Source organism: Sulfurovum sp. TSL6 (assembly GCF_019972115.1).
Lineage (GTDB): Bacteria > Campylobacterota > Campylobacteria > Campylobacterales > Sulfurovaceae > Sulfurovum.
This window is the reverse complement of the sequence record NZ_BPFJ01000002.1, coordinates 642319-663392: the sequence shown is the minus strand read 5'-3', so window position 1 is coordinate 663392 and position 21074 is coordinate 642319. Positions and strand designations below refer to the sequence as shown.

General features: G+C 39.2%; 26 protein-coding genes, 5 tRNA genes and 1 other RNA gene. 17 read left to right on the top strand and 15 right to left on the bottom strand.

Annotated elements, in window-relative coordinates:
• Window positions 1-179: 179 nt before the first annotated feature.
• The 6 genes from LDM93_RS08415 to LDM93_RS08390 form a co-directional block, all read right to left on the bottom strand.
• The gene (locus tag LDM93_RS08415) at window positions 180-920 is read right to left on the bottom strand and encodes a ferredoxin-thioredoxin reductase catalytic domain-containing protein (RefSeq protein WP_223891956.1); all 741 of its coding nucleotides are present in this window, start codon (window positions 918-920) and stop codon (window positions 180-182) included.
• The gene (locus LDM93_RS08410; RefSeq protein WP_223891955.1) at window positions 920-1414 is read right to left on the bottom strand and encodes a hypothetical protein; all 495 of its coding nucleotides are present in this window, start codon (window positions 1412-1414) and stop codon (window positions 920-922) included. Before LDM93_RS08410 ends, LDM93_RS08415 begins: the two co-directional genes overlap by 1 nt.
• A 110-nt stretch (window positions 1415-1524) precedes the next feature.
• Window positions 1525-1785: a hypothetical protein gene (locus LDM93_RS08405; RefSeq protein ID WP_223891954.1), complete on the bottom strand. Its 261-nt coding sequence runs from the start codon at window positions 1783-1785 to the stop codon at window positions 1525-1527.
• A gap of 15 nt (window positions 1786-1800) precedes the next feature.
• Entirely contained in the window at window positions 1801-2238 is a 438-nt protein-coding gene (locus tag LDM93_RS08400) for a DoxX family protein (RefSeq protein WP_223891953.1), read from the bottom strand.
• A 128-nt stretch (window positions 2239-2366) separates the two neighbouring features.
• Window positions 2367-2555 carry a hypothetical protein gene (locus LDM93_RS08395; RefSeq protein WP_223891952.1) on the bottom strand — a complete coding sequence of 63 codons (189 nt, stop codon included), beginning with the start codon at window positions 2553-2555 and terminating at the stop codon, window positions 2367-2369.
• A gap of 108 nt (window positions 2556-2663) precedes the next feature.
• Window positions 2664-2855: a hypothetical protein gene (locus LDM93_RS08390; protein ID WP_223891951.1), complete on the bottom strand. Its 192-nt coding sequence runs from the start codon at window positions 2853-2855 to the stop codon at window positions 2664-2666.
• Window positions 2856-2955: 100 nt separating this feature from the next.
• Here LDM93_RS08390 and LDM93_RS08385 point away from each other — a divergent pair, with 100 nt between their 5' ends.
• The 4 genes from LDM93_RS08385 (at window position 2956) to LDM93_RS08370 (ending at window position 6660) form a co-directional block, all read left to right on the top strand.
• Window positions 2956-3489, top strand: coding sequence for a gluconate 2-dehydrogenase subunit 3 family protein (locus tag LDM93_RS08385; protein WP_223891950.1), 534 nt, complete (start codon window positions 2956-2958; stop codon window positions 3487-3489).
• Window positions 3486-5168, top strand: a complete 1683-nt coding sequence (locus LDM93_RS08380; RefSeq protein ID WP_223891949.1) for a GMC family oxidoreductase — start codon at window positions 3486-3488, stop codon at window positions 5166-5168. The genes LDM93_RS08385 and LDM93_RS08380 overlap by 4 nt, the downstream gene beginning before the upstream one ends.
• Before the next feature lie 161 nt (window positions 5169-5329).
• On the top strand, window positions 5330-6292 hold the full coding sequence (locus LDM93_RS08375) for a C40 family peptidase (protein WP_223891948.1): 963 nt from the start codon (window positions 5330-5332) through the stop codon (window positions 6290-6292).
• A 140-nt stretch (window positions 6293-6432) separates the two neighbouring features.
• Window positions 6433-6660, top strand: a complete 228-nt coding sequence (locus LDM93_RS08370) for a hypothetical protein (protein WP_223891947.1) — start codon at window positions 6433-6435, stop codon at window positions 6658-6660.
• Between the two features lie 84 nt (window positions 6661-6744).
• Here the strand turns inward: LDM93_RS08370 and ilvD are convergent, their stop codons facing one another.
• Entirely contained in the window at window positions 6745-8433 is a 1689-nt protein-coding gene (ilvD, locus tag LDM93_RS08365; protein ID WP_223891946.1) for a dihydroxy-acid dehydratase, read from the bottom strand.
• A gap of 170 nt (window positions 8434-8603) precedes the next feature.
• Here ilvD and LDM93_RS08360 point away from each other — a divergent pair.
• From LDM93_RS08360 to LDM93_RS08335, 6 genes are all read left to right on the top strand, one after another.
• Window positions 8604-8678, top strand: a tRNA-Gly gene (locus tag LDM93_RS08360).
• A 39-nt stretch (window positions 8679-8717) separates the two neighbouring features.
• A tRNA-Leu gene (locus LDM93_RS08355) sits at window positions 8718-8804 on the top strand.
• A gap of 17 nt (window positions 8805-8821) precedes the next feature.
• A tRNA-Cys gene (locus LDM93_RS08350) sits at window positions 8822-8895 on the top strand.
• Window positions 8896-8949: 54 nt separating this feature from the next.
• Window positions 8950-9037: transfer RNA gene (locus LDM93_RS08345), tRNA-Ser, on the top strand.
• 180 nt (window positions 9038-9217) lie between these two features.
• Window positions 9218-9601 (top strand): DoxX family protein, encoded by a 384-nt coding sequence (locus LDM93_RS08340; RefSeq protein WP_223891945.1) that lies wholly within the window; start codon window positions 9218-9220, stop codon window positions 9599-9601.
• A gap of 58 nt (window positions 9602-9659) precedes the next feature.
• Window positions 9660-10589: a bifunctional methionine sulfoxide reductase B/A protein gene (locus LDM93_RS08335; protein ID WP_223891944.1), complete on the top strand. Its 930-nt coding sequence runs from the start codon at window positions 9660-9662 to the stop codon at window positions 10587-10589.
• Window positions 10590-10634: 45 nt separating this feature from the next.
• Here the strand turns inward: LDM93_RS08335 and LDM93_RS08330 are convergent, their stop codons facing one another.
• The 8 genes from LDM93_RS08330 to LDM93_RS08295 all read right to left on the bottom strand — a co-directional run bounded on the left by LDM93_RS08330 (window position 10635) and on the right by LDM93_RS08295 (window position 17647).
• Window positions 10635-11102 (bottom strand): globin, encoded by a 468-nt coding sequence (locus tag LDM93_RS08330; protein WP_223891943.1) that lies wholly within the window; start codon window positions 11100-11102, stop codon window positions 10635-10637.
• 82 nt (window positions 11103-11184) lie between these two features.
• A complete protein-coding gene (locus LDM93_RS08325; protein ID WP_223891942.1) occupies window positions 11185-11418 on the bottom strand; it encodes a hypothetical protein in 234 nt (77 codons plus the stop codon).
• Between the two features lie 52 nt (window positions 11419-11470).
• On the bottom strand, window positions 11471-12142 hold the full coding sequence (locus LDM93_RS08320; protein WP_223891941.1) for a M48 family metallopeptidase: 672 nt from the start codon (window positions 12140-12142) through the stop codon (window positions 11471-11473).
• Between the two features lie 9 nt (window positions 12143-12151).
• Entirely contained in the window at window positions 12152-12601 is a 450-nt protein-coding gene (locus LDM93_RS08315) for a toxin-antitoxin system YwqK family antitoxin (protein ID WP_223891940.1), read from the bottom strand.
• Window positions 12602-12713: 112 nt separating this feature from the next.
• Window positions 12714-16007: an EAL domain-containing protein gene (locus tag LDM93_RS08310; RefSeq protein WP_223891939.1), complete on the bottom strand. Its 3294-nt coding sequence runs from the start codon at window positions 16005-16007 to the stop codon at window positions 12714-12716.
• A 249-nt stretch (window positions 16008-16256) separates the two neighbouring features.
• A tRNA-Ser gene (locus LDM93_RS08305) sits at window positions 16257-16344 on the bottom strand.
• Between the two features lie 94 nt (window positions 16345-16438).
• Window positions 16439-16536: signal recognition particle sRNA small type (gene ffs / locus LDM93_RS08300), an RNA gene on the bottom strand.
• 34 nt (window positions 16537-16570) lie between these two features.
• Window positions 16571-17647 (bottom strand): AAA family ATPase, encoded by a 1077-nt coding sequence (locus LDM93_RS08295; RefSeq protein ID WP_223891938.1) that lies wholly within the window; start codon window positions 17645-17647, stop codon window positions 16571-16573.
• A gap of 184 nt (window positions 17648-17831) precedes the next feature.
• On the opposite strand from LDM93_RS08295, the gene rpsJ reads away from it, so the two are divergent.
• From rpsJ to rplV, 7 genes are read left to right on the top strand one after another with little or no spacing between them, the layout of a single operon-like run.
• Window positions 17832-18143: a 30S ribosomal protein S10 gene (gene rpsJ, locus LDM93_RS08290; protein WP_223891937.1), complete on the top strand. Its 312-nt coding sequence runs from the start codon at window positions 17832-17834 to the stop codon at window positions 18141-18143.
• A 9-nt stretch (window positions 18144-18152) separates the two neighbouring features.
• Entirely contained in the window at window positions 18153-18734 is a 582-nt protein-coding gene (gene rplC, locus LDM93_RS08285; protein ID WP_223891936.1) for a 50S ribosomal protein L3, read from the top strand.
• Window positions 18734-19324, top strand: a complete 591-nt coding sequence (gene rplD, locus LDM93_RS08280) for a 50S ribosomal protein L4 (RefSeq protein ID WP_223891935.1) — start codon at window positions 18734-18736, stop codon at window positions 19322-19324. The genes rplC and rplD overlap by 1 nt, the downstream gene beginning before the upstream one ends.
• 1 nt (window position 19325) lies before the next feature.
• On the top strand, window positions 19326-19607 hold the full coding sequence (locus LDM93_RS08275) for a 50S ribosomal protein L23 (RefSeq protein WP_223891934.1): 282 nt from the start codon (window positions 19326-19328) through the stop codon (window positions 19605-19607).
• A 9-nt stretch (window positions 19608-19616) separates the two neighbouring features.
• Window positions 19617-20444 (top strand): 50S ribosomal protein L2, encoded by an 828-nt coding sequence (gene rplB / locus LDM93_RS08270; protein ID WP_223891933.1) that lies wholly within the window; start codon window positions 19617-19619, stop codon window positions 20442-20444.
• An 11-nt stretch (window positions 20445-20455) separates the two neighbouring features.
• Window positions 20456-20734 carry a 30S ribosomal protein S19 gene (gene rpsS, locus LDM93_RS08265; protein WP_008244855.1) on the top strand — a complete coding sequence of 93 codons (279 nt, stop codon included), beginning with the start codon at window positions 20456-20458 and terminating at the stop codon, window positions 20732-20734.
• A gap of 1 nt (window position 20735) precedes the next feature.
• The gene (gene rplV / locus LDM93_RS08260; protein ID WP_223891932.1) at window positions 20736-21074 is read left to right on the top strand and encodes a 50S ribosomal protein L22; all 339 of its coding nucleotides are present in this window, start codon (window positions 20736-20738) and stop codon (window positions 21072-21074) included.

The following is a 21074-nucleotide window of genomic DNA, read 5'->3' as shown; positions in this document are numbered from 1 at the left end:
TTGTATTCATTTCTTTTTTTATTTGTTGATGCAACAAATAAGAAAACGAACCCAAAAAAACAAAATGCAAAGGACTGTCGTGGGCTAATTGATAGTATTATCGTTGTGATTTGTTTGAGGGGTAAGGGCTTCCGCATTTTGGGAGAGGAGGAAAAGTTTCCTCCTAATAGGAATAGAGGTTATCCTCTTTGGGTTTCACCTGAAAAGCCGATAATCCCTGGTCTTAGGTTGCATACGTGCTCAAACCCTAAGCCTTTCATTGCATGCTGTACCTGGTAGCTTCTGCTTCCTGAGTGACAGTAAACGATGATAGGTTCTTTTTTGAGTCCTGTGAGTTCTTCTTCTACTTTTGCATAGAACTGTGAAGTAGGTACAAGTTTGTCTGTCCCTACGATATGCTCCATTTGGTACTCCATGTACTCTCTTGTATCTACCAGGGTAAAATCGATCATCCCCAGGTTTTTTGCTTCTATGAGTGCTTCAAGTTCATCTCCGTCAAGTTGTTCTTCTTTCAGAAGAGTCTCTGCTTGCTCTTTTGTCAAACCGCCAGAGTGCTGATGTACGACTTCTTCTATGGCATCATGTTGCATTTGTGCCTGGGCGTACTCTGGGGTACAGAAGATCCCACAGTGGCAGGTACCATCTTCAGGGATCTCTTTTTCCAGAGCAGGGGTACATGGGCAGACACGGTTGTCTGCGGCTTTTTGTTCTTCTTTTGTCTCTCCTATCACCATGAAACATGGACAAAATCTCTTTCCATAGATCAGTTTATTCCGTGCGAGTCCCATAGCCACACCTTCGTTGACCTCTTCATTGGGGTTGAGCACAAAACCAAACTGGTTATTGACTTTGTCTACAAAGGTCCATGTCTTTTCTAATTCAGCTTGAAATTCATCAGAGTTCATATCGATGGGTTGCATTACATTCCTTTAGTTGTAGTATTTGATTCATTCGTTTCTAGTGTTTGTGCCACTTCTTCAAATTCTTGTACAAAAATCTGCATTTTCTTTCCCCAATCTTGAAGTAGATTTTGGGTTTTGTTGAGGTCGATATGAATATGTTGTTCATTCATCTCTACTCCAGCCTCTTTGGTTTCAATGATTCCTTTTTCCAGGTCATCAGAGATTTTTTTTATGTGTACAGCCATCTTTTGATTTAAGTCTCTAAAAAAGTCTTTTGTTTTATTCGTATCAATCGTGATAATACCATCGTCCATATGGACTCCCATCTTGCTTAGCTTTGTTTCATTTTTTTCTTGCGACTCTTTTTGTTTCAGTGCCTTTTCGGCCTCAAGTTCAGCAAGCAGTTCTGCTCTAGCATGTTGTGCTATTTGGGCATCATGTGCAGCCTGTTCCTTGTCTTCACATCCTGCAAAAGATAATAATAGTGTGAGCATGATCAGTAAGTGTCGCATAGGTATCCTTTTGGGCTTAATGGATACATTATACAATGATTTATAAAAGAAAGATAAATCCCCTCTCGCATGAGATAGAGGAGACTTGAAAAAGAAGTGTTATGTGTAGATTATTCTCCACATTTACCTTTACCACATTTACCTTTGGCTGGAGCTTTTTTACCGCTATCACATTTGTCTTCAGTTTTTTTCCCATTGTCACATTTTCCATTGTCACATTTTTTTTCAGCTTTTTTTCCATTATCACATTTTCCACTGTCACATTTGGTTTCAGTTTTTTTACTGCTGTCACATTTACCACATTTTCCCTCTGCTGTTGCCAGTGTAAATGTGAGCACTATTGCTCCAAGTAATATCAGTAATTTTTTCATCGTTTTTCCTTTGTGTTATTGCTCTTCACCAAAAAGAAGGTGGTCCAAGCTAAATTTTCCGGCTCCAAATGAAGCAAATATTGCTAAAAACAGCATGTAGTATAAAGGAATCTCAAACCCATTGTCTCCTGCCGAAAAGCCATGGGATAAATGTACAGTCGTAATGGCAACAACCATCACCACAATAAGCGGCAGGGAAATTAGTCTTGTAAATAGACCTAATGTCAACAACACGACACCCAACAGTTCCGTACTGGCTGCCAGATAGGCATTCAAGGTAGGGAAAGGGATGCCTAAGGTACCGAACCAGGTGGCAACACTAGATATATCTGACCACTTTCCCATCGCGGGTCCGTAAAATCCATAGGCGATAGTAAGTCTGGCTAAAAGTAAGGCAATGTCTTCACCCTTGCTTAATATATTTCTAGTGGTAGGATAGATATCTTTTAGCATATGTAACTCCTTTATATACAATATCTGTTGTTGTTACAGTGCAAGTATAGTATGAATGATGTGTACGCTGTGTGTATTGAGTAAAAAAAAGAAGCCTGTTCTCTTTAAAAGAGAACAGAACGAAGAGCCTATTTATCACTATCTTTAGCATCTGCATTACACTTTTGAGCAGGTACTTCCGATTTTTCCATCGCACTGTCACATTTTCCAGCTTCACATTTTGTCATAGGCCCAGTGTTTGTGTTTTCTTTCTCTTCACATCCGGTAAGTGAGAACAGTGACAAACTCAGTAGTGCACAAAAGAGTAGTTTTAGCATGATAATATCCTTTAAAATAATGGTGTAGTGTAATATAAGTGTATGCGATAAATAAAACCTCTATCTACTTGATATACTCAAGCTAAAGATAAAGAGTAGTTATATTTATTAACCACATTTCTTACTAGCATCACATTTTGTCGCAGCAGCTTTTACTGTGTCTCCAGAACATTTTGTTGCTCCAGAACATTTACTGCTTGCTGAGCATTTAGTATCTGCTTCTGCAGTACTGTTTTTTGTACATCCGGTAAAAGCAAGCATTGCCAAACTTATGAACGCACTAACAATTAACTTTTTCATATTTGTCTCCTACTATTTTTTTGACACATACAGTATAATATACAACTTGTGTAGTGTCTGTGTAGTGTATTGCACCCAAAGTGCACACATGATACTTATAATGAGGAAAAATCAATATAAAGACAGAGAAGCAATGAAAAGAAGAAGATTTCTCATATTAGGTTCGGTTTTGGGACTCTCTCCCTACATGCAGGCAAAAGAGGTCAGTAATTTTGAGAAAAGGTTTAAGAAGGTAGCACCAACACTCTCTGCAGTGCAGGAGCATTTATTTCCTGAAGGAAGCAAAATACCTTCTGCGAAATCTATGAATGTAACACAATTCCTGTTTGACACTATGATGCACAAGAGTTTTGATAAAGACGTCAAAGCGTTTGTCCTTGAAGGGGCACAAGAACTGGAGAAGCGTGAAAAAGGCAGATTCATATCGATGACAGATCAGGAGAAAGAAAAAGCTTTACGGGCCTATGAAGAGACACATTATGGTCGTAATTGGTTGTCCCGTATCATGACACTGACAATGGAGGGACTCTTTAGCGATCCGATCTATGGTTCAAATATTCAAGAAGCAGGGTGGCAGGCGATATCCTCGTATGGCGGCTTTCCGAGACCTACAACAAGATATATGGAGTTATGAGTATGTATGATGTGGTTATAGTCGGCTCGGGAGCAAGTGGCGGAGCTGTAGCTTATACTTTATGCCAAGCAGGATATAAAGTAGCCGTTTTAGAAAAAGGTCGACTCATCAAACGTGAAGAGTTCTCTAAAGATGAGTTGGCTTACTGCAGGAGAGATCTGGTCACACCCAATCTGTTTGACGAATATCATACGATAGAAGAAAAAATAGATGGAGAATGGATAGCCACGCCTACGTATGAATCAGGTTGGAGTTTTTGGAACGGGAACATCGTAGGGGGATCTTCCAACTTGATGTCGGGTATGTTGCATCGGTTGCACCCTGATGATTTTAGACTCAAGAGTAAATATGGAGAGATAGAAGGAGCCAATGTGGTAGATTGGCCCATATCCTATGAGGAGTTGGAACCCTATTATACGCTTACAGAAGAGTTGGTAGGCATTTCCGGCAAAGTCGAGAAACATCCCTTTGAACCACCCCGAAGTACGGTAGATTTTACACAGCCTCCGACCAAAGAAAATGCCGTGGTGAAACTTTTTGACAAGAGTTGTCAAGCACTTGACATTATCCCTCTTGTCACACCAAGAGCTGTCCTCTCCAAAGACAAGCCCGGACGTGATGCCTGTTATTATTCAAACCGATGCGGAAGCTATGGCTGCAGTTCAGGGGCAAAGGGAAGTTCGAGAGAGGCGCTTTTGAAACCTGCTTTAGCTACGGGTAACCTGACGTTGCTGAGTAACACGTATGTGAAGTATTTACATACAGACAAAAAAGATGAGGTCGATCATGCCGTAGTGGTTGACACTGTGACAGGTAAAGAGAAAAAGATCAAAGGAAAGATCTTTGTTGTGGCTGCACAAGCGCATGAGAGTGCAAGGCTTTTACTCAACTCTGCCAATGCACATCATCCTGAAGGGTTGGGTAACAGCAGTGGAGAACTTGGTAAGAACCTCATTTTTTCCGCTGGAGGTTCCGGGCAAGGGGAACTGCATAAGGATGCTTTGAAACATATCAAATTTGAAGAGCTGATGACAACAGGGCTTTTTGTCAATCGTTCTATTCTGGACTGGTATTTTATAGACCATTGGTGGGACGGAAAATTTAAAGGCGGTTCTGTAGAGTTCATGTTCGAACATCAAAACATTATCAGTCGTGCACGTAAAAATGGTTACAAAGATGGAAAACTGGTATGGGGTAAAGATCTGGGTGAACGTTTGGTTTCTCGTTTTACAGAACAGAAAAGTATACGTTTTGAAGTCTTTAATGACTGGCTCCCTAATGATAACTGTTTTGTTTCGTTGGATCCTGTGCACAAAGACAAGTTTGGTATGCCCGTAGGCAAACTGCGTGTGGAAGGGCATCCTCAAGATATAAAAGTAGGAAATTATATTGCAAAGAAGTGTGAGAAGGTACTTGAAGAGATGGGAGCAAAAAACATTTATTCTGCTATCTCTTCTGCACCCCCTCAGAACCTGGTTGCCGGAGGATGTCGTTTTGGAAATGACCCTAAAACATCCGTACTTAACAAATATTGTCGATCTCATGATGTCAAGAATCTTTTTGTCGCTGATGCCAGTTTTATGCCTACCGGGGGTTCTGTAGCGTATACTTGGACTATTTATGCCAATGCATTTAGGGTAGCTGATTACATTGTAGAAGCATTGAAAAAAAGTGTATAATATGAGGTAAACATATAGGGTATAGGGTAGAGTATAGGTTAAGCTTGATTTAAAAGCATGTTTATTTTTGATTAATCATATATAGTTACAATCTATCAAATATTTCATAAGTATGGATTTTTATCATTTGTACTTATAGTTTAATTATGTAGGAGAATTCATTGAAGAAACTTTATGCGTTATTACTTGCCTTATCTCTCAGTACGATGACAGCTGCAGCATCGACACACACAGCCAAACAAATGATCAAACATACCGTTAAAAAAGGGGATACTCTTTCTGCTATCGCACATAAACATCATACAACCATTTCAAAAGTAAGAAAGACCAATGGACTTAAAAAAGGAGATATCCTGAGGGTAGGGAAGGTATTGAAGGTACCAACAAATGCATATGTGCCTTATACTAAAACGTACGAAAAACCGATGAAATATGTGACAAAAAAAGGGGATACTCTTTCTGCTATCGCACATAAACATCATACCTCTGTGACAAAAATAAGAAAAGCCAATGCATTGAGGAAAAGTCAAATACTTAAAATTGGGAAAGTATTATATCTCCCTCAAAATAAAAAGACGAATACGCTTGCGAAAGCAAAGAAACCAGCTTCAAACAAAAAGTTAGTTGCATCGCTTTCTGACCTGGATACAATGAGTTTAGAGAAAGAGAAGAAAGAAGAACCTAAAACGTTTTCTTTCATGGATCTTTTTAAGAGTAAGAGCAAGAAAGAAGATAAAGACGTTGATAAATGTCAGAGAATTACTTCATTGGCAAAAACAAAATTAGGAAAAAAATACGTATGGGGAGCAAGTGGTAATAAAAATTGTTATGACTGTTCTAGTTTTACAAAATTTGTCTACAAAAATATAGGTATCGATATCCCACGTACTTCAATCAGACAATCAAAATTTGGGAAATTTGTGAAAAGAAGTGAGTTGAAAAAGGGAGACCTTATCTTCTTTGATACTTCTAAAAAACGTAAAGGGTATGTGAACCATGTAGGGATTTATCTTGGGGATAATAAATTCATTCATGCTTCATCTGCAAAGAAAAAGGTTGTGATTACAAGTCTAAATAAGAACTTTTATAGCAACAGATATAAAGGAGCGAGACGTCCTTCTTAATAGGAAGTTCTCTTCTTGATGAGGGATATAGCTTCCTCATAACCCTTCTAGTGAATGAAATCCATATATGACTTTTCGAATCAGTATGAAATGCTTCAGCGAGGTAATTTTGTCTTAATAAAAAGTGTAACGGAGGCATTATGAATGCCTGTAGAAAATGTAACAATACCAATGTATCTTGGAATGGTGTATGGAAACAATGCGCAAGCTGTGGTGAAGTGCATGAAAGGGAAGGTGTTATGGAAAACGATACAATAACTTGCGTGAACCCTCTAAAAGAGAATAATAGTCTAGAAGACATTGTATCATTGCCTTTAAAGGCGACACTGATGGGAAAACTCATATCAAGACTTCACTTGATCAATTAAATCATTTTATAGGATGCTTCGCGTTTATGGAGCGAGGAGACCTCTCAAGGCAACGCTTTGAGAGGATATAACTTTATAGATGTATTATTCAGCTTCTAACACAGCTCCGGAACTGGCATTGGTTACCAAGGCTCTATATTGTCTTAGCCATTTACTTTTCAATGGCTTGACTAAAGGTTTGAAGTTGTCTCTTCTCTCCGCTATTTCTTCGAATGTAAGCTTTGCTTCCAAGATATAATTATCTACATCAATAAAGATCTCATCTCCATCTTCAAGCAAGCCTATTAGCCCGCCTTCTGCAGCCTCAGGACTAACATGTCCGATACTCGCTCCTCTAGTTGCACCAGAAAATCTTCCATCCGTGATCAATGCAACCTTGTCTCCTAGACCCATACCCATGATAAGGCTTGTAGGACTAAGCATCTCTTGCATACCAGGTCCACCACGAGGACCTTCATATCTAATAACCACAACATTACCGGCTTCTACTTTACCACCGAGAATACCTTCAATGGCTTCATCCTGCGAGTTGAAGCACACTGCCGTACCAGTAAAGACTCTGTCTCCGGTGATACCGGCTGTTTTGATCACAGCACCCTGTTCTGCAAGGTTACCGTAAAGGATAGCAAGTCCACCCACTTCAGAATATGGATTGTCAATCGTGTGGATAATATTTGTATCCAATATCTCTGCATCTTTCACTTTTTCATACAGTGTTTCTCCGGTAATGGATAGATTGTCTATGAGGATATTATCACCACGTTTCATCATTTCATGCATGACGGCATTGACCCCACCTGCTTTGTTAATGTCTTCCATGTGTACCGTCGAGAGTGATGGAGAGATCTTCGCAATGTGAGAAACACGCTTAGAGATAGCATTGATATCTTCAAGGTTGAAATCTATCTCAGCTTCTTTTGCGATAGCCAGCATATGGAGTACTGTATTTGAACTTCCACCCATAGCCATATCTACAGCAAAAGCATTACGTACGGCATTTTCATTTAAAATATTTTTCATACGATATTTTTCACGTTCGCTTTGTTCCAATTTTGCTATCTCACAGATACGTCTTGCTGCTTTTCTGTAAAGCTCTGTTCTCTCAGGTGTAAGCGCAAGTATGGTTCCGTTACCTGGAAGCGCGATACCCATGGCTTCCATCAGCGTATTCATAGAGTTTGCAGTAAACATTCCTGAACAAGACCCGCCACTTGGACAAGCATTACACTCGATATCATGAAGCTCTTCATCTGTGATCTCGCCTGTTTCATGTTTTCCCACTGCTTCAAATGCCGTTGCAAGGTCAATAGGCGTACCATCTTTCGTGTATCCTTTTTCCATAGGACCGCCAGAAACAAATACTGTAGGCACATCAACACGTAAAGCACCCATGATCATCCCTGGAACGATCTTGTCACAGTTAGGTATAGCGATCATCGCATCAAGTTTATGTGCATTCATAACGGTCTCTACAGAGTTGGCGATGATCTCACGGCTCGGGAGAGAGTAAAGCATACCATCATGTCCCATAGCTATACCGTCATCTACACCGATTGTATTAAACTCAAAAGGTACACAACCATTGGCACGTATCTCTTCTTTGATCACTTCTGCTACTTTATTAAGGAAAAAGTGCCCAGGGATGATCTCTATAAATGAATTCGCTACACCGATGAACGGTTTTTCAAAATCTTCATCTTTTACACCGGTTGCACGCAGTAGACTTCTATGTGGAGCTCTACTAAACCCCTCTTTTATTTCATCACTTCTCATGAGAAAGCCTTTTATATGTATTTTAATGGATTATAGCAGATGATTCTCAAAAAAAAGAGGGCAAATAGACTTTTTATCGTATATGTAATGTTTTTCTCTTTACATTAAAAACTTTTTTGGCTATAATCGCACTCCAATTTTAAGTTAATGCTTAGAAGTGGTATGGATTTGCGGGCGTAGCTCAGCGGTAGAGCATAACCTTGCCAAGGTTGGGGTCGACGGTTCGAACCCGTTCGCCCGCTCCATAAAAATGAATATTTCAATATATGAATGGTACCAATAATGCCCGGGTGGTGGAATGGTAGACACAGGGGACTTAAAATCCCCCGGTCATTGTGACCGTGCCGGTTCAAGTCCGGCTCCGGGTACCACTTATATATATTAGTGTGGAGCCATCGCCAAGCGGTAAGGCCGCAGCCTGCAAAGCTGCTATCCCCGGTTCAAATCCGGGTGGCTCCTCCATCATATCAACTAGAATTTATTTATCTTTGGATAATATTCTATTCTTCAAATTGTCGGGAGATGTCAGAGTGGTCGAATGTGCCGGTCTTGAAAACCGGTGAGGGTCACACCTCCGGGGGTTCGAATCCCCCTCTCCCGGCCATCCATTTTTTATAATCACTACTCAATATCAGTACAAAGTATTTTGAGGAATATTCCTTTTTTTATATAGTAAATTCTTATCATATTTACTCACTGATTACCATTATTCACTCTATTAAAATCAATAATTTTTCAAAATACTTGCTATAATCATATACTTTTTATACACAAGGATCTTCATATGTCAGAGAATATCGGAAAATTAGTATTACGTTTAATGGTCGGAGGTATGATGCTTTTTCACGGCATCGATAAAGCGTTGCATGGCATCACATCTATTAAGGGGCTACTACACTCTCAAGGCGTACCTGAAGTGTTGGCTTATGGAGTCTATGTGGGAGAAATACTTGCCCCGATCTTTTTGATCATTGGCTGGAAAAGTAGAGTGTGGGCAGGTGTGATCGTTTTCAATATGGCAGTCGCGATCTACTTAACGAAGCTTGGATCATTACTGAGTTTAGGGTCACAAGGTACCTGGGCTGTGGAACTACCGATGTTTTATCTATTCAGTGCTTTGGCTATTGTCCTTTTGGGGTCTGGAAAATATGCTATTGAAAGAGATTAGTACATTAAAATTACACATTGGCCAAGTATAGTTTCTGAAAACTATCAAAGGTAGCACAATGAAAAACATGATCTTAGTCTTACTGACAATGGGTATTACTTTTGCGGTAGCACAAGATTTCAAGCCTTGGAAAAGCAAAATAGACAAGCTCACCCCATTTGAAAAGCATGTACTTATCGATAAGGGGACTGAACGTGCTTTTTCAGGTCAATATGTAGATACCAAAGAGGACGGGACCTATATCTGCAAAGTATGTGGTGCGCCACTCTATAGCTCTAGTGATAAATTTGATTCCCACTGCGGATGGCCAAGTTTTGATGATGCTATTCCTGGAGCCATCAAAGAAGTTCCCGATGCAGACGGTAGACGTACAGAGATCGTGTGTGCCAACTGTGGGGCACATATGGGACATGTATTTAAAGGCGAGGGGTTGACTGAAAAAAATGTACGTCATTGTATCAACTCCATTTCTCTCAATTTTCAAAAAAATAAAGCACAGACTTCTGCATTAAAAAAAGCCTATTTTGCAGGCGGATGTTTTTGGGGTGTAGAGTATTATCTTGAAATGATCGAAGGGGTAAAAGAAGTGACCTCCGGTTTCATGGGTGGTCATGTGAAAAATCCGGGCTACTACGATGTTGTACGTAAAGATACCGGACATTTAGAAACAGTTGAAGTGGTATATGACCCCTCTAAAGTCTCTTATGAAACACTGGCAAAAACTTTTTTTGAGATCCATGATCCTACACAGGCAGATGGACAGGGACCGGATATAGGAAGTCAATATCTTTCTGCTATCTTTGTCAGTAACACAGAAGAACGTAAAACGATCGAGAGATTGATCGATATTTTGGAAAAGAAAGGGCTAAAGATAGCCACAAAGGTACTACCTAAAGCACCTTTTTACAGTGCTGAGGTATATCATCAGGATTACTATGCGCGTAAAGGAACAAAACCTTACTGTCACAGACGTGTAAAAAGATTTTAATCGACTTGCTAGGCTAATGAATATCCCTGATAGAGAAGAGGCATATCATGAGTCTTGTTTATTGATCATCCATAGTGAAAAGACATTAATGTAGTTCCAAAAACTTTGTATATTTTCTTCTGAACTTAATTTTTGTTCTATGATAGGTTGAAGCGCTGCTTCAAAAGTGACTAGCCAATGCAGTCTCGCATTAGGCGAGATAGGAAAAGGAGCATGTCTTCCTCTCATCTGTGGTGCACCACGGTTTTGGTTGAAGTAAGTAGGGCCTCCACAGATCTGTATGAAAAAGTCTGCCGAGTGTTGTGCGGCTTTTTTCATCTCTTCTCTGTCTTTTGGAAAGATCTCTTTGATCGGACTTTCAAAGAGCCCCATATAAAATCTATCGAGTAAGTCTCGCATACCTTCTTCACCTATATCTGTTAAGAATTCTGGATTAGGTTTGGTGACGGGAGGATTCACACCTTCCTGGTAGGGGAGTATAGAGAAATCTAAAGAGGAGTTGCTAAAATTCATAAAATGCCTTTGTGATATGTCAAATGACTGTTTTTGTAGGGTGTTATAACATGAAAAGACTTAGGTGTCAAGTACGTGAAGATCAACGACAGCCACCCGTCCCGCAACTATCACTGTTCTCTACGGCGAAGCTGTTGGTATATCCACACTCCAAACACTCAAAGGAGAGTAGTTTTGGCCCAGAACACCCACCTGATCTTTGGTCTGTAAGCTCAATGCTTTTTTGATGACATTGAGGACAAAAACCCCGTTTGATGGCATCGAGCTGTTCTTTTTTTTCTTTAAGATAGAAGATATACACAAATACGGATCCCAAAAGGATGATAAGCATAAAAGCGAGAAGGTAAAATGAATCGATAATAGACTCCTTACGTCGTATAATTTTTGAGTTCGGCGACCTGTTTTCTGTAGTCAGGTAAATAGTGTTCAACCAGTTGCCAAAAATCTTTTTGATGATGTTTGTGCCTGATATGTGCCAGTTCATGAATGATGATATATTCTATCACATCTTGTGGAAGTTTCATCATCATTGTGTTAAAACTTAAAACGTTTTTCCCGCTGCAGCTTCCCCATTGCCGTTTGGTTTTTCGAAATCGTACGTTTGTGGGGGAAAGACCCATTTTCTCTGCCCAGAATGCTACCTGAGAAGGAATATGCTTCTGTGATTCTGTTTTATAGAATCTATCGAAGTGTGTTTGAAAAAGTCTTTCATCATAGGTATGGTAGAAGAGGATAAATGCTTCCCCATCAAACTCAAGATGTGTTCTTTTTTTACTATGCTGTACCAATGTCAGAGGATAGACCCTCCCCATGAAATACAACTCCAAGTCCTTGGAAAAGTCTAAAGATTTCCCTTTCTTTTGTTGTATCTTTTCTCTGGCATTGTTGATCCAGGAAGACTTTTTGAGTAAGAGCTTTTCTATTTTTTGTTGTGTGACTTTAGGAGATTTGATGACGAGGTTCCCCTCGTCATCAAAGCTAAGATAAATATGTTTGAGTTTAGGGTTAATGATATGTGTATATTGTGGTAAAAGACTCATATCGTAGGATTAGTTAACAATTCTATCTTGACTGTATATCACTCTTCTATGAATAGACCCATCTTTATTGTATGTTTGTGCCGGCCCCTCTTTTACACCGTTCTTATATGTATAAGATACCATCACATCACCGTTTGGATAGTATGCTTCATATAAACCATCTTTTTTCCCATTGATATAATTTACTTTTGAAAGTACACGACCTCTTGTATCATACCCTATGGCAACACCATGGGGTACACCATTCCGTATAGGTGTAACGGCAAGTACATGTCCATCATATCCATACTCTTTACGAGTACCATTTTGGCCCGTGTTATCATCCATAATAAATTCAGAGCGTATCTGTCCACCCGTATAGTATTCTTTTTGTACTTTTTTCCCTGAAAGACTAGGTCCCTGACAGGCATTTAAGAAAATAAGTGCAAAGATAGTAAGAAATAGAGATAGTTTTTTCATGGAAACCCTTGATATATAATATAGTGCTATGAGTATACTATAAATTGCCTTTTTTTGCTTTTTAACCAGAGAGTATTCTTTATGAGAAAGAGATCCTCTGAAGAGAAGGAAATCATGCTTTATGATTTACAAGTATTTCATGCATCTCTTCTTTTGGTAAAGGATGACTGCAGTAGTGGCCTTGGATATTGATACAACCATGATCAACAAGGAAGTCTCTCTGCTCAGAAGTTTCTACCCCTTCAGCGATAAGATCAAGTTTAAGACTTTTTGAAAGTGCAATAATGGCTTCAACAATAGCGACATCTTCTTCATCTTCAGGGATATCTTTGACAAAGGAACGGTCAATTTTGAGCCTGTTGATCGGTAAACGTTTCAATAGAGACAAAGAGGAGTATCCTGTGCCAAAATCATCAATAGAAATCCCTATACCCAAAGCATTGATTTGATGGAGTTTTGTAATGACCTCTTCAGGTCTTTTCATCATCTGGCTTTCAGTGATCTCCAATTCTAACCATGTTGGATCAAAATCATTGTCTCGAAGGGACGCTTCAATCTGCTGGAGAAAATTTATTTTATCTAACTGCTTGATAGAAATATTTAGGCCAAGTACCCCCGGATTTAATCCCTCTTTGTACCATTGAGAGATCTGCATCATGGCAGTTTTCATGACCCACTGATCGATTTCAATTATCATACCGTTCTCTTCAGCCAGAGGTATAAACTCATCAGGCATGATCAACCCTATAATCGGATGTTCCCATCGTATGAGGACTTCCATCCCTATCAATGTATTCGTGGATGTCTTCATTTGAGGTTGATAATAAATAATAAACTCTTCATTATCGATGGCCTGCCGCAGACTCGTTTGCATCAGTATGCGTTTTAAGGCGATTTCGGTCATCTCCGGTGCATAGAACTGGTAATTGTTGCGACCTTCTTCTTTTGCTCTATACATGGCAGTATCGGCATACTTCAGAAGAGATTGGGCATCTTTGGCATCTTGCGGATAAAAACTGATACCGATACTTCCCGAAACATACAGTTCCTGCTCATTCATCACAATAGCCTTTGCCAATGTTCTGAGAATTTTCTCTCCCAATATGGATGCATCTTCGGGATGGTTTAAATCCTCCATAATAATGGTAAATTCATCACCACTTAAACGAGCCAAAGTATCTTCTCTTCGAATGATATCTTGAAGACGTTTTGCAATGATTCTTAAAACTTTGTCTCCTACTCCATGTCCCAGTGAATCATTAATATGTTTAAATTTGTCAAGATCAATAAAAAAGACTGCCAATCCTGTTTTGTGGCGTTGTGCTTTTTGGATCCCTTGCTTGAGACGCTCCATAAAAAGTGCTCGATTTGGAAGACCTGTCAGGGCATCATGATGTGCTTGATACTGTAATGCTTCTTCGGTTCTTTTACGCTCGGTGATATCTCGCAGGTATCCTACAATACCCATATTGGAACCGTTTTTATCCTTAAGAAGGGAAAGTGAGAGGTCTATGAGAACTTTCACGTTAAATTTTTTAATAAGCGTTAAAGTAGTACGGTACTCTTCCTTTTGCATCAGTTCAGGCATATTTTTGACAAATGTTTCATAGGTCTCATGGGGGAACAATAAAGATATATGTTTGCCTATCACTTCCTCTGCTTTGTACCCAAAGAGCAGTTCTGATCCTTTGTTCCATCCGCTTATATAGCCCTGTAGGTCTGTTGTGTTGACAGCTTCATGTGTTTGTTGGATCATCTGTGCCTGATGCAATAATTGCAGTTCATTTTCTTTTTGTTCTGTAATGTCTGTATGGGTACCTATCATACGAACAGCTTTACCTTGCGCATCAAACTGAACTTTCCCTCTGTCATGGATCCATACCCAATGTCCATCTTTATGTTTCAGTCTATGAATATTTTCATAATATTCTGTTTCACCATTGACATTTTTATAGACATCTGCCCAGGTTTTATCAAAATCATCAGGGTGAATACGGTCACTCCAGCTTGACACTTTATTGGGAAGTTCTTTGTCGGTATAGCCAATGATCTCTTTCCAACGAGGGGAAAAATAGACAGTATTCTCAAGAATATTCCAATCCCAGATACCATCATTGCTTCCCATGAGAGCCAACTCCATACGCTCTTTAAGTTCTTGATTTATTTTATTGCTCTCCTGGAGTGCTTTGTTCTGCTCTTGTGCTTCTTCACTGGTGATATTGATCAGATGGATCAATGCCTCTATGGAAGTCGTATTGATATCAGCCTGTTGTGGGTGACTATCCAGAGTGGGTTTGTTTATTTGATCACTCTCGCTTAACGAAACCAAGGTCATGGTCTGATTCAATAGGTTTTTTTGATTGGTGCTAAAAAACTCTCCATAGGTAAAAAAACCAGATACGGGAGAGATCTGTTGAAGCGGTAAAACTTCAGACTCGACCTCGTCACCCATAAAGTGTCTACGTGTCATACAGGAGTAGATAAAAATGGCTTCAGAAGGTTTTCGAGAAGTAGTGTTAAAAATGGTTTGCGACTTGCGTAAGATCTCTTTGGCGTTTCCATAGCCTATCCGTACTTTTTCTCCTGTATATAAGTTACCTCCAACGATCAATGACCCGTCATCCTCTTTCGCTATACATGCTCGTGACATCGTTGAACCGTTACGATTGACGATCAAAGGAAATTCAACCCCGATGCTAGGAAGACCTTTGGCGATATCTTCTCCTAGATAATAGGCATAGGTATCTACAGCGCTTTTTCCATCGATGGTATATACGCGATTACCTTCCGCTTTCGTAATCGTCAGTTCATTACCGATAGGATGCCAGTTAAAACTATAGTCTGTATGTACATGTAAGTGTTTGCTGTTCAGCGTAGCCCCCACAGCACCTTTTGAAAAGATATGTTCTTTGCTGAAGACATAGGTCTTTGCAAAGTGACTATTGTCTCCAGCATGACCTCCCGCAACGATCACGTTATCATCTATAGAAGCGATACCATGGAGAAACTCTTCTCCATTGGTATGCAAGCCATCTGTAAAAGCAATGAGCAGCTTCGTATCATCTGTGATCAACTCTTTTGCCAAATATTGTCCACTATAATAGCCGTTGACCTTATGTTCTGCAGAGGCTGCTCTAAGTGTAGTGTTTTCAAACTGACTAAAATTAAGAACGACTTTTCCTGAAGAGACTTTTCCATCCATGATCTCTCCATCAGTCGTACTCCCTATAATGACTGCATTAGGCAAGAGCATTATGAGTTCTGATAATAGCGTAGATATAAATGTTTTATCGACAATGGCAGAATATACCTGGATTAAAAGAGAAGAAGAGTTGTAAATCTTTTTATCGTGGATAAACGATTCTAATTGTCGTTTATTGATGTAATAGGTATTAAAACTTTTCATAATGTTTTACTTTCATGCATGTTAAGTGTCCCATAGTATTAATATATTGGACACTTCCTGTATTGCCAATACTGTAATATATTATAATACAGTGTATGTTAAAAAGCAAAGATGCGCAAATGAAGCAAACTATGCAAGCAGTTAAAGCAGCAGGTGCAGGAATATTTTCTGGTTTGTTAAAAATGGTTATATGCTCTTTTTTGTATGATTTATATTCTGGTAACAAAAAAGAAAAGTATATGAATTTTATGGCAGAGAGGAAGGGATTCGAACCCTCGATGAGTTGCCCCATACACGAGTTCCAGTCGTGCGCCTTCGACCACTCGGCCACCTCTCTATCATTATTTTACATGCAAATATGTCCCATTTTACTAAAGTGGGTGTTTTAGTTTAATGTTCATTGGGATTATGTATGTAAAAGAAGTAAATACCCCTTCCCAGATTACTGCGGCACACAGTAAAGAAAGGTGGGCTGCTACGTTCCCGTCCTGACCCGTTGTCTCTCAGAACCATTGCACAGGTCTGAAAAGAGGCATGCGAATTTTAGCTAAAGCTAGCTTATATTACTCTTCAGCATTGATGACACTCCATTCATTAAAAGGGATCGCTTCAAAGTAGAGTTTTTCTATCTGATAGTCGTAGGTATTGGCTACTGTGACAATGGTCACTTTTTTTATCCCATACTTTTTGTAGATAGAAAATTTGCCTTGGGACTTTACCCAGAGACTCTCTTCACTCTCAAAAGGAGCAGGAATGATCAGTTCATTGTTTTTCGTCACATATCCATGTATCCCCAGTGTTTGCACCTCAATACCGTGCTTCACAAGGGCTAAGGCTATCATAGTATCAAACTGTAAGATAAAGGGTTGTCCTATGGTAAGATACTTGGCAAAAGCAAAGTCAAAAAGCAGCATCTTTTTTCCGGATTTTTGATATCTGTCTTCGATGAATAAAACAAGTTTTTCCTCCGTAAAGAGCTTCATCGTTTTGTAAAGCCAGTCTTTTGAGACTTTAAACTTTTCCTTTGCAAAGGTATAGACCTGATGTATAGTAAGGTGTTTGGTATGGTGTTGTGCAAGCACAAGAAGAAGCTTCTGTTCATTGACATCGAAAGAACTTTTCAAAAAGTTTTTCATCACTTGTGCATTGGTTTTTTGTGACCTTGCGATCATAGGCAGGGTACCAGAGCGTAAGAAGTGGTTAAAACCACTGCTCTGAGAGACACTGGTCTCAAAGGCAAGAAACTCTTCATAGTCTAAAGGAAAAAGCTCGACAGGGATCAAGTCTTTATGCTGCAGAGGTATACGTGAAAGAACAATGAGTCTTTCCACATTGGGGAAAGAAGGAAGATAGCCTTCTGTGTAATGATCAAGTATGAGCAGGGTAATGCCTTCACGGTCTATGTATTGCTGAAGAGAGAGGGTAGAGAGTGTGTTGAATATTAAATTGGGATCTTCTAGATCTATATAGAGTGTCGTCTCTTCATCCTTATCATGCATCAGGTCTAGAATAATGGTCGTTTTCCCTGAACCACGTGCACCGTAGAGGTTAATATCACCTTTGTGAGGCAATTGGCATTTTCTTGGTACATAATTGATAGTGACATAACGTTGATTTTGATAATATTCGAGTAATTCCATGATTCCACCTAGCCTATACTTTCCTTTTAAAAAGGAAATATTTTTCAAGATTGTAGCATTTTTAGACTAAAAAGCATTGCACCTTTCAAAAACTTTGGGTATAATTCGCGTTCCTAAATTTATGTTAGAGGGTTAAACCCCTGTGTTTTAGGCACGTACTAACGAGTTCTTTTAAAGGTAAAATATGGAAAAAATTAGATTAAAGCTTAAAGCTTACGATCACAGAGTATTAGACAGATCAGTTGCTGCTATTATAGATGCAGTTAAACGTACAGGTGCAGAGATTAGAGGGCCAATTCCAATGCCAACTAAACTTAAGCGTTATACGGTTCTTAAATCACCACACGTCAACAAAGACGCACGTGAGCAATTTGAGATCAGAATTCACGGAAGAATGATCGACATCGTTTCGGCTACTTCAGATACTATTGATTCACTTATGAAGTTGGATCTAGCACCTGAAATCGAAGTTGAAATAAGATCAATGGACAAGTAGGAGTAGGAAATGGAATTTATTGTAGAAAAAATTGGTATGAGCAGAACTGTTGATGTACCAAGTGTTCCAGTTACACTTCTTAAAGTTATTGAAACGAAAGTTTGTGAAGTGAGAGAAGACGGGAAAGCACTTGTTGCGTATAACTCTAGTAAAAAACTTAATAAGAGCATCGAAGGTCAACAGACTAAGTATGGTGTATCTAAAGAGTTTAACAAATTTATGACTATCGAAGTTGCTGAAGGTACTGAAGCTGGTGATTTAAACACAGCTGTATTGGCTGAGACTGCAGTAGTAAAAACTTCTCTTAACACTAAGGGTAGAGGTTTTGCTGGTGGTATGAAGCGTCACAACTTTGGTGGTGGACCTGGTTCACACGGACATAGATTTGGTAGACGTATCGGTTCAATCGGTAATGCCGAATGGCCTGGACGTGTAATGCCTGGTAAAAAAATGCCTGGACATTACGGTAATTCACAAGTAACTGTTAAAAATGATGTAATGTCATTTGATGCTGAAAACGGTATCTTAGTATTAAAAGGTTCAATTCCTGGTCACAATGGGGCTAGAGGATTGGTAAGGATAGTTAAATAATGAAAACAACAGTAATTAAAACAACAGACCTTCCACAATCATTTTTGGAAGTTCACCCGCATAACCTTTACCTCTATTGTAAAGCGTATGCTGCTGGTCTTAGAGCTAACACTGCACAGACTAAAAATAGATCTGCTGTACGTGGTGGTGGTAAGAAACCATGGGCACAAAAAGGTGGCGGACGTGCAAGAGCAGGTTCATTGAGATCACCTCTATTTGTTGGCGGTGGTGTTGCATTTGGTCCAAGTACAAACAAGAACTATGACCAAAAAGTCAACAAAAAGCAAAAGAAACTTGCGCTTTACCATGCACTTGCAGAGATGGCAGCGAACGAAAGACTTTTTGTTGTTGACAACATTGAAATTGCATCAGGTAAAACAAAAGATGCATTGGCATTTGTAAATGGACTTGAGCAAAGAGATGTACTTGTAGTAAAAGAGATGATCGATGATAAGACTTTCTTAGCATTCAGAAATCTTCAGAACGCATACCTCATTGAATCAAATGAGCTTAATGCTTATCTTGCTGCGGCATATCACTCAATTGTGATTGAAAAAGCACTATTTGATAAATTGACTAAAGAGGCTTAAGATGGCAGATATTACAGATATTAAATCAATTATGTATACAGAGAAGAGTTTGGCTCTTCAAGAAGATGGTGTCATCGTAGTTCAAACAACTCCAAGAATGACTAAAAATGGTCTTAAAGAAGTGTTTAAAGAGTTCTTCGGGATCAATCCACTTAAAGTAAACTCAATGAGAGTAAACGGTAAAGTGAAAAGATTTAAAGGTATTGAAGGAAAGAGACCAGACTTGAAAAAGTTCTATGTCAAACTTCCAGAAGATGCAAAAATCGAAAGCTTAGCGGTATAAGGATAGAAGATGGCAATTAAAACATATAAACCAACCACACCTTCACGTCGTTATATGACTAACCTTGACAGTGGTGATATCACTGCCAAAGCAAGCGTTAGAGCTCTACTTAAGAATCTTCCAAGATCTGCAGGTAGAAACAGTAACGGTAGAATCACTTCTCGTCACAGAGAAGCAGGTGCTAAAAAACTATATAGAATCATCGATTTTAAAAGAAATAAATTTAACATCGAAGGTACAGTAGCAACTGTTGAGTACGATCCGTACAGAAACTGTAGAATTTGTCTTATCAAATATGTTGATGGTGACAGAAGATATGTACTTCAACCAAAAGGACTTAAAGTAGGCGATAAAATCATGTCAGCTGAGTCAGGACTTGATATCAAGACTGGTAATGCAATGACATTGAAGAATATCCCAGTGGGTACTTTGGTTCATAACATTGAATTAAATCCAGGTCATGGTGGTCAGATCGCACGTTCAGCGGGTGGTTATGCACAGATCATGGGTAGAGACGGTAAATACGTTTCACTTAGACTTCCATCTGGTGAAATGAGATATGTACTAGGTACATGCCTTGCTACGATCGGTACTGTGGGTAACGAAGATTTCTCAAATATCGTTATCGGTAAAGCTGGTAGAAGCAGACACCTTGGTATCAGACCACAAACACGTGGTTCTGCGATGAACCCTATCGATCACCCACACGGTGGTGGTGAAGGTAAAACAAACTCAGGACGTCATCCAGTATCTCCATGGGGTACTCCGGCTAAAGGGTTTAAAACTCGTAAGAAAAAAGCTAGTGATAAGTTAATTATCTCTAAGCGTAAAAAGTAAGGGGCTAAGATATGGCAAGATCGACAAAAAAAGGTCCATTCATCGATGGTCACCTAATGAAAAAAGTGCTTAAAGCAAAAGAAGAAGGTTCAAATAAACCTATTAAAACTTGGTCAAGAAGATCAGTGATCTTCCCTGAGTTCATTGGTTTAACGATCAACGTTCACAATGGTAGACAATTTGTACCAGTATTTGTAACTGAAAATCACGTAGGTTACAAATTAGGTGAATTTGCACCAACAAGAACATTTAAGGGCCATAAAGGTTCAGTGCAGAAGAAGGTAGGGTAATATGAGTAGAGCATTATTAAAATTCGTAAGAGTTTCACCTACTAAAGCTAGACTTATTGCTAGAGAAGTTCAAGGTATGAATGCAGAGCTTGCGCTTGCATCACTAGAGTTTATGCCTAACAAAGCAGCGGGTATCATTTCTAAAGTAATTGCATCTGCAGTTGCTAACGGTGACTTTGAACCAGAAGAAGTAACGATTACTTCTTGTAGAGTGGATAAAGCAGCGGTAATGAAAAGATGGAGACCAAGAGCTAGAGGTACAGCTTCTAGAATCATTAAACCAACAGCACACATTTTAGTTGAAGTTGGCGTAGCTGAAAAAACTGGGGAGGACGCATAA